Source organism: Marinobacter sp. M3C, from assembly GCF_023311895.1.
Classification (GTDB): domain Bacteria; phylum Pseudomonadota; class Gammaproteobacteria; order Pseudomonadales; family Oleiphilaceae; genus Marinobacter.
Window position 1 is genome coordinate 95,738 of the sequence record NZ_CP092285.1, and the last position, 13,593, is coordinate 109,330.

General features: G+C 52.6%; 14 protein-coding genes and 3 pseudogenes. 12 read left to right on the top strand and 5 right to left on the bottom strand.

Going from position 1 to position 13,593, the window contains the following annotated elements:
* Positions 1–74 precede the first annotated feature (74 nt).
* Complete coding sequence (locus tag MIH18_RS22890; protein WP_249014810.1) at positions 75–281, top strand: transposase; 207 nt, start codon at positions 75–77, stop codon at positions 279–281.
* A gap of 794 nt (positions 282–1,075) precedes the next feature.
* Here the strand turns inward: MIH18_RS22890 and MIH18_RS22895 are convergent.
* The 3 genes and pseudogenes from MIH18_RS22895 to MIH18_RS22905 form a co-directional block, all read right to left on the bottom strand.
* Complete coding sequence (locus MIH18_RS22895; protein WP_249014811.1) at positions 1,076–2,275, bottom strand: porin; 1,200 nt, start codon at positions 2,273–2,275, stop codon at positions 1,076–1,078.
* Positions 2,276–2,345: 70 nt separating this feature from the next.
* Complete coding sequence (locus MIH18_RS22900) at positions 2,346–3,347, bottom strand: DctP family TRAP transporter solute-binding subunit (protein ID WP_283164908.1); 1,002 nt, start codon at positions 3,345–3,347, stop codon at positions 2,346–2,348.
* A 160-nt stretch (positions 3,348–3,507) separates the two neighbouring features.
* Positions 3,508–4,685: pseudogene (locus tag MIH18_RS22905) on the bottom strand (IS3 family transposase).
* Between the two features lie 69 nt (positions 4,686–4,754).
* Between MIH18_RS22905 and MIH18_RS22910 the strand changes: the two are divergent.
* The 5 genes and pseudogenes from MIH18_RS22910 to MIH18_RS22930 form a co-directional block, all read left to right on the top strand.
* Positions 4,755–5,159, top strand: a pseudogene (locus tag MIH18_RS22910) (transposase); the annotation flags it as partial.
* A 960-nt stretch (positions 5,160–6,119) separates the two neighbouring features.
* Positions 6,120–6,734 (top strand): 3'-5' exonuclease, encoded by a 615-nt coding sequence (locus tag MIH18_RS22915; RefSeq protein ID WP_249014812.1) that lies wholly within the window; start codon positions 6,120–6,122, stop codon positions 6,732–6,734.
* Complete coding sequence (locus tag MIH18_RS22920) at positions 6,731–7,459, top strand: metallophosphatase domain-containing protein (protein WP_249014813.1); 729 nt, start codon at positions 6,731–6,733, stop codon at positions 7,457–7,459. The genes MIH18_RS22915 and MIH18_RS22920 overlap by 4 nt, the downstream gene beginning before the upstream one ends.
* Before the next feature lie 91 nt (positions 7,460–7,550).
* The gene (locus tag MIH18_RS22925; protein WP_249014814.1) at positions 7,551–7,790 is read left to right on the top strand and encodes a hypothetical protein; all 240 of its coding nucleotides are present in this window, start codon (positions 7,551–7,553) and stop codon (positions 7,788–7,790) included.
* A 4-nt stretch (positions 7,791–7,794) separates the two neighbouring features.
* Positions 7,795–8,277 carry a nucleotidyltransferase domain-containing protein gene (locus tag MIH18_RS22930; protein WP_249014815.1) on the top strand — a complete coding sequence of 161 codons (483 nt, stop codon included), beginning with the start codon at positions 7,795–7,797 and terminating at the stop codon, positions 8,275–8,277.
* A gap of 1 nt (position 8,278) precedes the next feature.
* Here MIH18_RS22930 and MIH18_RS22935 read toward each other — a convergent pair whose 3' ends face one another.
* Positions 8,279–8,518: a hypothetical protein gene (locus MIH18_RS22935; protein WP_249014816.1), complete on the bottom strand. Its 240-nt coding sequence runs from the start codon at positions 8,516–8,518 to the stop codon at positions 8,279–8,281.
* Positions 8,519–8,658: 140 nt separating this feature from the next.
* On the bottom strand, positions 8,659–8,901 hold the full coding sequence (locus tag MIH18_RS22940) for a hypothetical protein (protein ID WP_249014817.1): 243 nt from the start codon (positions 8,899–8,901) through the stop codon (positions 8,659–8,661).
* A 411-nt stretch (positions 8,902–9,312) separates the two neighbouring features.
* Between MIH18_RS22940 and MIH18_RS22945 the strand changes: the two genes are divergently transcribed.
* The 6 genes and pseudogenes from MIH18_RS22945 (at position 9,313) to MIH18_RS22970 (ending at position 13,379) form a co-directional block, all read left to right on the top strand.
* Complete coding sequence (locus tag MIH18_RS22945) at positions 9,313–9,648, top strand: helix-turn-helix domain-containing protein (protein WP_249014818.1); 336 nt, start codon at positions 9,313–9,315, stop codon at positions 9,646–9,648.
* Positions 9,645–11,012 (top strand): type II toxin-antitoxin system HipA family toxin, encoded by a 1,368-nt coding sequence (locus MIH18_RS22950; RefSeq protein WP_249014671.1) that lies wholly within the window; start codon positions 9,645–9,647, stop codon positions 11,010–11,012. The genes MIH18_RS22945 and MIH18_RS22950 overlap by 4 nt, the downstream gene beginning before the upstream one ends.
* Positions 11,013–11,196: 184 nt before the next feature.
* A complete protein-coding gene (locus MIH18_RS22955; RefSeq protein ID WP_249014672.1) occupies positions 11,197–11,877 on the top strand; it encodes an IS1595 family transposase in 681 nt (226 codons plus the stop codon).
* 504 nt (positions 11,878–12,381) lie between these two features.
* Positions 12,382–12,606, top strand: a pseudogene (locus MIH18_RS22960) (ATP-binding protein); the annotation flags it as partial.
* A gap of 120 nt (positions 12,607–12,726) precedes the next feature.
* Positions 12,727–13,026 (top strand): type II toxin-antitoxin system HigB family toxin, encoded by a 300-nt coding sequence (locus MIH18_RS22965; RefSeq protein ID WP_249014673.1) that lies wholly within the window; start codon positions 12,727–12,729, stop codon positions 13,024–13,026.
* Complete coding sequence (locus MIH18_RS22970) at positions 13,026–13,379, top strand: transcriptional regulator (RefSeq protein WP_249014674.1); 354 nt, start codon at positions 13,026–13,028, stop codon at positions 13,377–13,379. The genes MIH18_RS22965 and MIH18_RS22970 overlap by 1 nt, the downstream gene beginning before the upstream one ends.
* Positions 13,380–13,593: the final 214 nt, after the last annotated feature.

Here is a 13,593-nt window from a genome sequence, read left to right on the forward strand (position 1 = left end):
TTAAATCCTCTTATTGTTCAGACCCTCGGGGTCAACGCGGCTGGCCACCCATTTCCTTGAAGCAAATGCTGCGAATGTACTTTGTTCAGCAGTGGTATGCCTTGGCAGAAAAATCTCTGGAAGACTCGATTTATGATAGTCAGGTACTGCGCAACTTTGTAGCCGTTGATCTGGCCGTAGAGTCTGTACCCGACGCAACGACACTGCTGATGTTTCGTCAAATGCTGGAAATGCAGTCGCTGACACAGCTCATTTGGCTGAAAGAGTATGTTGATGCGTGAGGGCACTGTTGTTGATGCCACTATTATTGCTGCACCACCCTCCACTAAAAACCGAGTAAAGGCACTCGACCCTGAAATGCATCAAGCCACAAAAGGCAATAAATGGCACTTTGATAGTGCGATCTGAAAGTCGCGTGTATTTCTGTTTCGCAGGGTAGGTCCACCTGACGAAGCCGGTTGTTTCAACAACCGTTTCTTACCTCGACGTGCGGAACTGGTAACAGCACAGTGCGAAGCCTCATGAACAATGTAGCCGCCGGCTCAGTCGGTATGTCAACCCGTGAGGAAAGACATAATCTGTCAGCATCGAGGCGGAAAGGGACGAGCGGCCATGGCCAATAGGTGTGAATCCCTTGTAAGCGTCGTCATGTCAGACAAGCCAAAAATGCTGATAGGCTTGACCAGAAAAGGTGTGCGGTGAGGTATGGGCTCTTACTGGTAGCCCATCGTGAATACTGTACCACCGGCGAAATGAAGAGGCCCGCCCCGCTCTGAAATACATTTGGAACAGGGTAAGCCCGTAGTACCGCCATAAATGGCAGTTGAACCGCGAGGAACACTGTTGGTACAGCGGGTAAAGGAATGTGGAAAAAGCGAAGATTTCTCCATAATCGAGGGAATATGAATTGAAACATTATCCTTCGCGAAAGCGAGCAGACTTACACAAGGTCTTTCATGGCGAGATAATTTGAGTAATTTAAAGTTTGGTCTGGCCGGAATATCGAATATTCAGTCGCAAAAAAGGGGCCAGATGGCCCCTTGAAGGTATTACAGGGTCCTACTTTTCAGAACGCTTAGAACCTGACGCGTGCACCCAAGAGCGCGATTAGGTTATCTTCATAATCAACGCCGGTGCGGTCCAGGGAAATGGAACGCACGCCACCGTAAATCTCGGTACCAATTGAGTTAACCTTTTGCAAAGCCTGAAAACCAACCACTTCGGCGGTATCATCTTCGCGCTGGAGATCATCCGTGTTGGAAAAATCAACTGAGAAGTGAGTGGTGCCTGCGTCGATCAGCTTGGTCTGGTAACCCAGCTTGGTATAATAGAAGGTGACGTCTTCCAATGAAGAGTCATTTTTGCTTGCCTGACCAAGAGCTACCGTAGCGCTGAACCCAGAGGTATCCAGCACAGAGATAGAACCTGACACCTGATCATCCAGCGCCGTTACGCCGTCGTTACCGGTGGCTTCGTTACTGTTTGCCCAGCCTATACCTGCAGCAATTTTCAGGCGGTCAACATTGCCTGAATAAAACAGGGCAACGTCAACGCCGCCCTGATTTACAGCCGATGTACGAAGCTGGAAACCATTGAATTCCGGCGTGTCATAACGGATACGGCTGTTGCGTGACAGGCCATCAAGGTTGGTAGCTACATCCCGGAGGGCAGGGTTGTTAGGGTCGCGTGGTGATAATTCGCCATCAAAGCCTTTTTCCCGGAAAAGAATACCGCCACTGGTGGTGTTAACTTCCGAGTAGCCGGCGATAGCGGTGCCGGACAGGTCATTTTCAGACACGCCCTCACTGGCCGTCCAGCCTTGGCCGAGCCAAACCTTACCTAAATCTTCATTGGCAAAATAGACTTCAACCCGGCGATTACGGAACGCAGACGAATCGTCTTGGTTTTCTTCCAACTGGCTGAAGGTGTAACTGTTGTTCAGTCGAAATTCAGTTTCCAGAGCTGCGCCGGCTGACCACGGGCCGCTGGCAGTGGACTCAGCAATGAATCGAACCCGTGAAGAGCTGGCGTTGTTATCAACATTCAGCAGCGTGGTGTCTTCGCCGTCCTCGACCAGCAGAGCAGCACGGTTGATTTGTCCAGAGATCGAAAGCTTAACTGCATCTGAGCCAGACAGAATATTGCGGCTTGTTGATTCAGCCTGAGCGTATGAAAGGCTGGAGCACATACCCAAGGTAACCGCAGTGACCAGTGCAGCCTTGTGAGTGGTTATTCTGAATCTAGAGGAGATCTTTGTATCGTTGTTATTTTTCATATTGTTCCCAGACGTTGTTATGATTGTTATGGCACAGCCCCCTTGTGGGGGCTGTGCTGTTCATGCGGATTTACGAACTGGAGTTCGAGTTGACGGCTGCGTCGATATTCTCTTGTCCAATATCGCCCATGAATTTCTCCCAGACGGGTTTCATCTTCTCAACCCACTTGTCGCGCTGCGCGGGGGTCAGCTGTCGCACCACGCCGCCGGCATCGATGATCGCTTGCTTGGCGCTTTGATTGACCTCGCTGGATTCGCTATTGCGGGCATCGGACACTTCCGCCACGATTTGCAGAAACTGGTCGCGCACATCGGCGTCAAGACTGTCAAGCCAGTCGACGCTGGTCACAAGCAGATAGTCGATGACACCGTGATTGGTCTCGGTGATGCCGTCCTGAACTTCAAAGAACTTTTTTCCGTAGATGTTGGACCAAGTGTTCTCCTGACCATCCACAACGCCCATCTGAAGCGCTCCGTAAACCTCGGAAAAGGCCATTTTTTGCGGGCTGCCTCCAATCGCCTCCATCTGTGCCACCAACACATCGGAGGATTGAACGCGGAATTTTAGCCCTTCGGCGTCCGAAGGCTCGAGCAGGGGCACATTGGCCGACATCTGCTTCATGCCGTTATGCCAATAGGCCAAGCCCTGAAGGCCGCGGCGCTGCATGCTGTCAAGCATGGCCTGCCCATTATCGGAGGCCTGAAATCGATCCACTGCATCGATATCTGAGAAGATGAAGGGCAGATCGAAAAGGCGGAACTGCTTGGTCAGTCTCTCGAATTTTGAGAGTGACGGTGCGGCCAGCTGAACGTCGCCCCGAAGCATCGCCTCGATTACCTTGTCGTCATTATAAAGAGTGGAGTTGGGAAACACTTCGACGCACATTTTGCCATCCATTTCCTCGTTTACACGTTTCTGCAATAACGAGGCGGCGATACCCTTCGGATGCCTGTCAGTGTTGGTGACGTGGCTTAACTTTGCGACGATCTCGCCATCGTCGCAGGCGGCCATCGCAGCCCCTGGAGCAACGCTCAGAGCCAGTGCTGATACTGCAGCAGTCACAAATCTCATATGGGTTTCCTTTTATTATAATTAGTGTATTTCAGACAGTACTGTTATAGGCCCAAGTTGTTATTAAATGATAAGGACATTTAGTACTTGTCATTATTAATATTCGCACAAAATAGTAAAGAAAAGGTATGGAGTGGTCAAGCACTTTGTGACAACCCAGTTAAGCTGCTTTCCTCAGTTCAACAACGGCTGCTTCGTAACCCATCGGGCTGATATAACCCAGCGTAGAGTGCAGTCGTCGACTGTTATAAAACATCACAACGTAATCCAGAATATCCCGCTGTGACTCGGTGCGGGTCTGGTAGCTTCGCCACTGCACACGCTCCTTTTTCAAGCTCGCAAAAAAGCTTTCGGCGACCGCGTTGACGCTCCTATGTCAAGGAGCGCCTGCCAATGCCCCAAGATCTCCCATAATTAACGGGAACAATTCTCTGACGATGTATCGTTTGAGGCACCTGTGAATCTCTTTCGTACTCAAACCTTCATGGGTTCTGCGCTCGACGTAGATCTTGGTGCGAGGATCGCTCCGCATTCGCACCATGGCGTTCATCCGCGACCCCATGCTCCAACCAACTATCCGTCGACTGAACAAATCGATGAACACCGCCAGATACAGCCAGCCCTCCCGGGTCCAGATGTAAGTGATGTCACCGACGTACACTTGATCAGGCTCAGCAGCGCTAAAGTCTCGTGCCAGTACGTTGTCGAACACCGGCTGTTTATGGTCGCTGTTGGTGGTTACTTTAAACTTCCTCCGGTACCGGGCTTTAACGTCGGCCTCGCGCATTAGAGACCGCGCCTTTCGCCGACCTACTGGATAGCCCAGAGCGTTCAGAGCGTGCTTCATCCGCCTGGAGCCATAGCTCTTGTCGCTACTTTGAGCGACCTCCTTCACAGCCTCAATCATCGCCTCGTGCTCTACATTCGGCAGCCGTTCGCGTTGACGTTGGCAGTACCGATAATAGGCATTGCGACTGACACCCAAGAGCCGACTCATTACGTCGACTGGCCAGGTCTTCTTATGCTGGGTGATGAACGCGTACTTTAATGCGTTTCCTTGGCAAAGAAGACCGTCGCTTTTTTTAAGATGTCTTTCTCCATTTTCAAACGGCGATTTTCTTCTCGCAACTGACGAATTTCCAACTGTTCAGCGGTCAGTTTGCCGTTCCCTCTGAAAGCCTGCCCATCGACCGATTCATGCTCTTTTATCCAACGCCCCAGCATGTTTGGGTTGATCTCCAGACTGCGCGCCGCGTGGGCTCTTGAATACCCCTGCTCCAGCACAAGGCTGATGGCGTCCAGCTTAAATTCTTTTGAGTACAGCTTTCTTGTGATCATGTAGGTTCTCCAGGTTCAGGGTATTATTCCTTAACTGGGCTGGTCACATCCATTCAACCACTCCAGTGCCTGCTGGATCAGATCGACGGCCCAGTTGAGATGTTTATCGCGGACGGTGCTTACGATGGCGAGCCAATACGCGCTGTTCTTACCGAACGCTTCGGCGCGTCAATCAAGGTCACGATCCCACCACCCAAGAACGCGGTCCTGCGCCCCGACGCCGCACGGAACCCGAGCCTTCGGGACCGCCACATTGCCGACATAGCTGCCCATGGCCGGATGGCATGGCAGACGTCATCGGGCTACAATCAGCGCAGCCGCATTGAGACGCAGATCGGCCGTTGGAAGGCCGTCATCGGGCCCAAGCTCAAGGCGCGCAACTTCGAAAATCAGAAGACAGAGGCCAAGATTGGCGTCCGTATTCTTAACCGGATGACTGAACTTGGCCGCCCCAATTTCCAACGCACCGCCTGAAATCCGTCTCGGGTAGGGCGCGTTCCGACATCTGCATGCTCCATGCAACAACGCCATCGTGGAGCCGGCTCGGGTTCCAGGGGCGCGGCCACAATCTCGGCGGCCATCAGGGTGCCCGCTTCAAACAACAGGCGCAATTGGTCGAGTCGCATAATGGGTTTTTGCCTCGTCATATTTAAAATTTGAGCGAGCAAGGGTAACGCAAAAGGCGGGGTTTGTCGGGGCGTGAGCGTCCGGATGCGACGGTCGGTTTACCATAAGACCTGTTGTCGGCAGTAGACGCGGATCGTCTGTAGCGCGGGGCGGGCAAAGACACTTTGTTTGTTTTTTGACCGATTCGGCGTGTCTGCCGGAGCGGATGGGAAAGACCTAAGAAAAACAGCTTTAACCACAGGCTTTTCCCCAAATTTTGGGGATAACTTTAAGCCGAATTACGCTTCACTGTCTGGCGACCGGTCATCCTAATTGTCGCCGAACAGCGGGGTTTGGAACCGGTGCTATAAAAACCCCCTCACTGTTTCTCTCCAGCGGCAACAAAATCTTTGCCTCAGGCAACAGAGTTCATGCCAGCGGCAACACTTTTTATGCTTTGAACTGGTTCTACAGCGCCAACTCCCGCACAGAACTAGGTATGGTGCGATAGTGAGCAGTATGAGCAGTTTCATGGAACCGGACGCCTCAAATGGCCCAGTGACTGGCCAATATCGGCAGTTTGATGGAACTTTTGCGGGGTTTGGAGCCGATTCTATATAAAAAATCCTCACAGTTTCTCTCCAGCAGCAACAAAATCTGTGCCTGAGGCAACAGAGTTCATGCCAGCGGCAACACTTTTTATGCTCTGAACTGGTTCTACAGCGCCAACTCCCGCACAGAACTAGGTATGGTGCGGGAGCTAAAAAGCAGGCAGTCTGATGGAGCCGCAAAATAAAACGAGTCGGTTATGATCCAGAGTTATCAAAAATGACTTTCGCCTATGAAACTCCGGTATTAGTTGTCGATCTGGAAGCGACCTGTTGGGAGCGTCGATTAGCACCTTCTGGCGAGCGCCAAAGCACGCATAATATGGAGATTATCGAGTTTGGGTGTGCCCTGGCGACTCGGGACGGCGAGTTGTTGGATAGTCAGTCATTTTTGGTGCGGCCGACACAAAACCCTGTGCTCAGTGAGTTCTGCAAGTCGCTAACGAGCATCCAACAGTCGATGGTCGATGCTGCCCCCGTTTTTTCGGAAGCGTGCCACTTAATAAATGTATGGTTAGGTCAACCTCACGAGGATTTTCTCTGGTGCAGCTGGGGCAACTATGATCGCCTACACATTCAAGCAGACGGCGAGAAGCACAGGGTATTCCCATCGCTGATGAACTACCCGCACTTAAACCTGAAACGACTGTGGCGCCGGACCACGGGGCAGAAACGTAAAAACGGGATGGCCCATGCTCTTGAGTTCCATGGACTGGCGCTGGAAGGGCATCATCGCCGCGGCGTAGACGACGCGCGTAACATGGTGCGCTTATTGCCCTTTATGGATTGGACGTTAGAAGCGGAATTGTTAACCCCACAGGGAGAAGGCCTGTGAGGATCGTTTGTATTTCTGACACCCACAGTCTGCACAGGCAAATACCGGAAATTCCGGACGGCGATGTTTTGGTTCACGCCGGTGACAGCCTGGGGCAAGGCACACTAGAAAACGTGGAAGATCTAAACGAGTGGCTGGGCGCCCTGCCCCATCGACACAAAATTGTGATTGCCGGTAACCACGACTGGGCGTTTCAAGAAACGCCGGCGCTGGCTCGGGAGGCACTGACGAACGCCGTTTACCTGGAAGACAGTGGCATTGAAATCGAAGGCGTTCGGTTTTGGGGCTCACCCTGGACACCCACCTTCATGGATTGGGCGTTTATGCTCGAGCGAGGCAAGCCGCTGTATGACAAATGGACGCTGATCCCTGACAACACCGATGTTCTGATCACCCATGGCCCGCCCAAAGGCTTTGGCGACGAGGCAAACCTGGGGTTCAAGTGCCAGAACGTAGGGTGTGATCAACTGCTGGACCGAGTCCGACAGCTCGCCCTGAAAGCGCACATTTTCGGACATATTCATGAGGGGCATGGCGAGTATCGCCTGGGCAACACCCGACTGGTTAACGCCAGCACGTGCACCCTCCGGTACCAACCTTCCAATGCGCCCGTGGTGTTGGAAATTTCTGCCAACGAGCCGTTACCGCGTGATCAAGCGCTCGTTGATTTGGTCAGGGAGTGCCTTAGCGAACCCAGCCTGCGTGTCGATCTGGATGATCTGTGACGCGATCCATCGATCGCCATAGTTCAACTGAGGGTTTGTGTGTTTCTGGTTTTATCGCGCTGCTATCAGTCGTTGGCAAGAGAGGTTAACTATGACGGTCGAGGAATTGATCACACAGCTGAAAACCTTGCTACCGGATACACCGGTTCTGGTCGAGGGTTATGAAACCGGGTTTGACGATATTATCGAGCTAGTGCCCCGGCCGGCTGTTCGGTATAGGAATGCTCAGGAATGGGATGGCGAATACCAAGCGCCGGAACATTTCTCTGATTCAGAGGCTGCAACCCTCCAGGCCGCTGTTATTCTGGGGCGTAGAGGAACCAGGAGATAAAGTCATGTCAGAGCGAAAATCCTATAGCTTGAAAGAGTTGGTGGCCCATTGTGATCTAAGTGCGCCAGTGCCTGCAGAGCTTCAGGCCTGGGAACAGGCGGCACCCGTTGGCTATGAACAAATGGTTCTCGTCAACCAGGTTGATATTCGCGAACCCATTCTGACGTTCGCTGAAGCCCTTTCAAAAGAATTCGATGTCGTCCAGCTGGTTTTGTACGGTAGCCGGGCTCGCGGTGACTACAGCGCGGAAAGCGATACCAATGTGGCGGTCCTATTGCGCGGAGAAAATGAGGAGCTCAGAGAGTTTGTTGATGTGAAGCTCGCTCTTGCCTGTGTGGCTTATGAAATTTTGTTGGTAACGGGTGTTCGTATCCGGCCATATCCGGTTTGGGAGGCCGAATGGTCAAACCCTGAGCGGTCGCGCCCTGTCGATCTGGAGGTTTTAGAGAGGATTGCCAGTGAGGGCATTATCGTCTGGCAGGCCTGATTTAGATTTGGGTCTTCTCCGACAAATACCGACTCAACAAAGTCACCATCTCATTGCCGCTAATCGCTCCGGCGCGCTTTAGCGTCACAATCAAATCTTCAATCTCATCAGTCACGACGTCATCACCCGCAAGACGTGTAGCGATTTCTGCCAACGTATCGTCAGGGGTCGGGTGATACCGAATGCCAAGCTCAGTAGCCAATTCGATAACGTATTCCCTGATGCTTAAGTGATCGCTCATCGCTAAACGCCTATCCAAAACTATCAGATTTCAGCAAAGTAAACATGGGTGGCCACGTTTTAACGGGCCTATCCTTTTGCCCTTATACACCGAGTCCGAATACACAGCATTTGTCACGCCCATGAAGCGAGGCCTAGTCGTTACTCCCTATCTTTCGGCGGTTGGTCGCGATCTTCCATAAAATCGTCACTGACACCCTCATCGGCATCAAAAAACTCATCCCAGACCGACTCGGTTGGCCGGTCATAGCGTTTAACCGAACCCTTGAACCGTTCCAGAGGGGTAAGCTCCTGCGGCAATAGTTCAGCCAGTTCGTCGGCATGAGCACCTTTCGCATTGAGGCCTTCTAGTAGTTCCTGCTCGGTCATTCGTTTGAAAGACATCGCTTACCCTCCCCCTTTATATGCGCGAAGAATCACAATATAGCAGGCATTCAGTTTCGGCAGTCATTTAGGAATTCTCTTATCCACTTATTTTCAGTCGGCCGCAGCTCAAGCTTATAGATCTTCACTATTCGATAAAAGCGAGCCACATAACCGCACTGACCGGCGGGTGGTAACCATTCATCCGGCCCCGGTGCTGCTTGCTGCTGTTAAGTTAAGGCTGGCCTCAACCGGAAGCAGGTTGATGACGGTTGAGGATTTTGCGAACCAAACCGGCCTTAACCTCTAATTGGAAACCGGGTACCGGTGCCAGAAAATTAACCGGCTGTCAGGGTCTGTATTTTTTTAGGTGTGTCATAATATCCGGTATAGCTTATAATGGGTATTTATCTACTCTTAAAGTTGCAGATTATGAAACGTAAGTTACCACCCAGTGTGAACCTGGCACTGCGCAAAGTTGGCCAAGACATTGAGGTGGGCCGAAAGCGAAGGCGATGGACGGAAGACTCTATGGCCGAGCGCATCGGTGTGACCAGGAAAACCTATGCGAAAATCGAGAAAGGCGACCCCACCGTGAGCTGGGGAGCTGTGGCAATGGCGTTGTTTGCGCTTCAGATGACGGATCGACTTAGAGGTCTTGCGGATAGCCAGGCGGATGAAGTGGGTCTGTTTGCAGAGGTTGAGCAATTACCAAAGCGGGTGCGCCTGCCGATGAGCAAGGGTGGTAAAAAGGGCGATGCTCAATGAGCAGCCTCAGAGTTGTTAACGTGTACGCGGATCTGCACGGCAAGCCGGTCATGGTGGGTGTCCTCCGGGTGATGTTTCAGCGCGGTCAGGAAAGGTCCGGATTTGAGTATGCGGAAAGCTGGCTTGGTCATCCATTGCGGTACCCACTGGACCCGGAGCTCATTTTCGTGAAAGGGGTTCAGTACCCCGCCCCCGGGCGGACCATGTTCAACTGTTTTAGCGATTCGTCACCTGACCGGTGGGGGCGATACCTGGTAGCCCGACATGAGAAGTATAAGGCGGCGGCCGAAAAGCGCTCACGCCGAACCCTGCTTGATGTGGACTTCTTGCTGGGAGTGGAGGATGAGGGGCGTATGGGTGCGCTTCGTTACACGATGGTGTCTGTAGAGGGTATCGAGAGCCCTTTCTTATCCTTGACAGAGGATGGCGTTCCGCCCTTGGTGCGCCTACGGAACCTTCAGCATTCGGTGGCGAAGGTGGAGGCGCGCCGGGAAACTGAAGAAGATCTGGCGATGTTGATGGCGCCAGGATCTTCCCTGGGTGGTGCGCGGCCCAAGGCTACCGTCCGGGGTGAGACTGGTGAGCTGATGATCGCCAAGTTTTACCGTGCGCAGGATGACTGGCCGGTGATTCGCTGGGAAGCTTTGATGTTAATAATGGCCGAAAACGCCGGCATTGATGTGCCCCGCCATCTCCTGGAGCTAGTGGATGAAAAACCGGTGCTGTTGATGGAGCGTTTTGATCGGCGGAAAGGGGAGCGCCTGCCTTTTGCCAGCGCCCTGACGATGGTGGGCGCATCCGATGGTGAGTCGAAAAGCTATCTGGATTTGGCTGAGGCAATCCTGCAATTTTCGTCTTCCCCTAACGCCGATTTACGACAGCTTTGGCGCCGCATGGTGTTCAATGTGCTTACCTCCAACACCGATGACCATTTGCGCAATCACGGTTTTCTTCATGAGCCCGGCCTGGGCTGGCGATTATCTCCGGCCTACGATATGAATCCAGTGCCTGCAGAAGTGGGTCCACGGGTAATGGCGTTAGCGCTGGACGAACACGGGGATCGAACCGGGAGTCTGGATGCGGTTTTAGCGTGTTCTGAATACTTCGGGCTGGAGCAGGATAAAGCGGAGATTGTGGCAGCAGAGGTCGCGGAGGCTGTAGGTCAGTGGCAGGCGCTGGCCCACCGGGCTATGTTCGGCTTAGCTGTTGATCCTGTACTAAACTATAGGAAGCCCCAGCGATTGTCGGAGGTTTATAATGAAACAGGTCGAATTCAATCAACTCGCTATAGCCATCAACTCGCTCAGTCCCGGTCAACGACACCTGCTCCTGGAACGATTGCAGCATCCCGATGCTATACCTGAAATCATCGAGCACCTGGAACAGCAGCTTCAGTCCGATCTTAAATGCCCTAAGTGCAACCATGATCAAATTCATCGTTGGGGCACTCTCAAAGAGCTACAGCGTTATCGCTGCCGAGCTTGTCACAAAACTTTTACGGCCTTGACGGGTACGCCCCTGGCTCGACTACGGAAACGCGAGCTTTGGATGGAATACGCAGACTCCATGCTTAGCTCGGAAGCACTGCGTAAGGCAGCGGCGCGGTGCCACGTGCATCTATCCACCTCTTTCCGCTGGCGCCACCGCTTCCTTAAACTGGCGGATTACCTTAATACTCCTGTACTTACGGGTATCGTAGAAGCGGATCAAACAATGTTCCGCGAATCATTCAAAGGCCAGCGTAAAATTGCTAAACGGCCTGTTCGCAAACGCGGCAACGACAACAAAAAAGGCGCCAAGTGGGTGCCTGTTCTGGTGGCTCGCGACCGCAGCGCAGGTGAGGCCGACTTTGTTCTCAAGCACTTCACCCTGAAAAATGTCGAGCAGCACCTGCTACCCCTATTAAGCCGAGATATCGTTCTCTGTACAGACGCTCATCTGACCTTTGAAACGTTGACCCGAAAGCACCATCTCGAGCACAAGGTGCTCAATGCCAGCGCTGGCGAAAGAGTCAAAGCGTCAGTCTTCCACATTCAAGGAGTGAACAACTACCATCAGCGGCTCAAGGGCTGGATTCAACGTTTCCACGGTGTCGCCACCGAATATCTACCTCACTATCTTGGCTGGTTCCGATGGTTCGATAAGCATTCATCAAAAATAAATCAACCTTCTGATTTTATGGCGGATTTTGTGAAGGCAGACAGTTTTCAACATTTAATACGAACATAGCCGGCCCACCGTGTGGGCCTGAATGCGAGTGATCGGCGCCACATGGAGTCCGCGTTCGACCATGGTGATATAGAGGAAGCTTTGAAGGTAAGGTGATGGCAGAACGAAAATCCTACAGCCTGAGTGATCTGGTGACCCAGTGTGACCCCAGCGCCCCGATGCCAGAGGCGCTTCGGGAATGGTTGCTGGTGTATTCACCGCTAAATCTCTACTCAAGGATCTTCTATTTTCAGCCAGTCCCGCGCATGGCCTCCCCATGTTTTAACTGGCCAGATCGCTCCCACTCCCCAACCCAGGCAGTGATGCGGTCAAAGTCCACCACATCATTAATATCGGTTGGCCGCTCGTAGCGTTTGACTGAGCCTTTGAGTCGTTCCAGGGGTGTAAGCTCCTGCGGGAGGAGCTCAGCCAGCTCGTCGGCATGGGCGGTGTGGGCGTCGATTTCGATGTTCGAAGCGTTCTAGATCACCTCGCCCGTAAACGGGCTAATCCATCGGCTGGTAACCACGCGGCCTGGATAAGGGATTAATCCAATCCCTGGCAAGCTGCCAATGGGTGAAGGAACACCTGAATGTGCTCGTCACCGGCCCCACCGGTGTTGGCAAAACCTGGCTAGCCTGTGCCCTGGCGCACAAAGCCTGTCGGGAAGGCTACACCGCACAGTACGTTCGCCTGACTCGGCTGCTACGAGAACTGACCATCGCCAAAGGAGACGGTCAGTTCCCCAAACGTCAACAGCCCCTAAACAACAAGAAGATTTTTCCGAAGTCGTAAAGCACATATCTGAGCAATGGAGAGTTGCATGAGCAGCGTTGATGAACTAATATCCTCCCATATTGGGAGGTCTTAATGCGGGTTATTGCCAAGAGCACACTGAGAAAGTTTTGGGAAAGTGGCAATTACGCAGACGCGATAACGCCAATGACAGAGTGGTACCACTTCGTTTCCAAAGCTAAATGGGCGACTCCGCAAGACCTCAAGGCGGACTTAGGTTCAGCCAGCATCCTCAAAGGAGGCCGTGTTGTGTTCAACGTCGCAGGCAACAAGTATCGCGTTGTGACGGCCATTGATTATGAAAAGCAGATCGCCTGGATAAGGTTTGTAGGTACGCACCCCCAGTACGATCAAATAGACGCGGAGACTGTGTGATGGACATTAAACTTATTCGCAATGAAGAAGGCCTTCAGGCGGCTTTCGCACGGATGGAAGAACTGTGGGGAGCCGAAACTGGAACAGACGAAGGCGATGAGCTGGAACTTCTGAGCATTCTGATAGGGAAATACGAAGACCAGCATTACGCAATGCCTGCTTCGGATCCGGTGGAAGCCATCCGTTTCCGCATGGACCAGGAAGGTCTCACCCAGCGTGACCTTGAGGTTTATATTGGCCATAGCGGGCGGGTCTCAGAAGTCCTGAGCAAGAAGCGGCCCCTAACCATGGGAATGGTTAAACGGCTTCATAATGGCCTGAAGATTCCCTATGAAAGCCTGCTGGCTGGCTGATAGCCCACCAACAACCAAAGAGCCCTGGCAGATGCTGGGGCTTTTGCATCTATACCGCGCAGCACGAACCAGTACGAAACGCCGGAGTCATCATAATATAGATTATAAAAAGGGAGAGTTTCCGGACCAGTACGCGTGTAGGCCTGCCCACTGTCAAACCCTACGAGCAGCCTGCGAAAGACCGTGAATGATGGAGGTCCCATACATCGTCGGC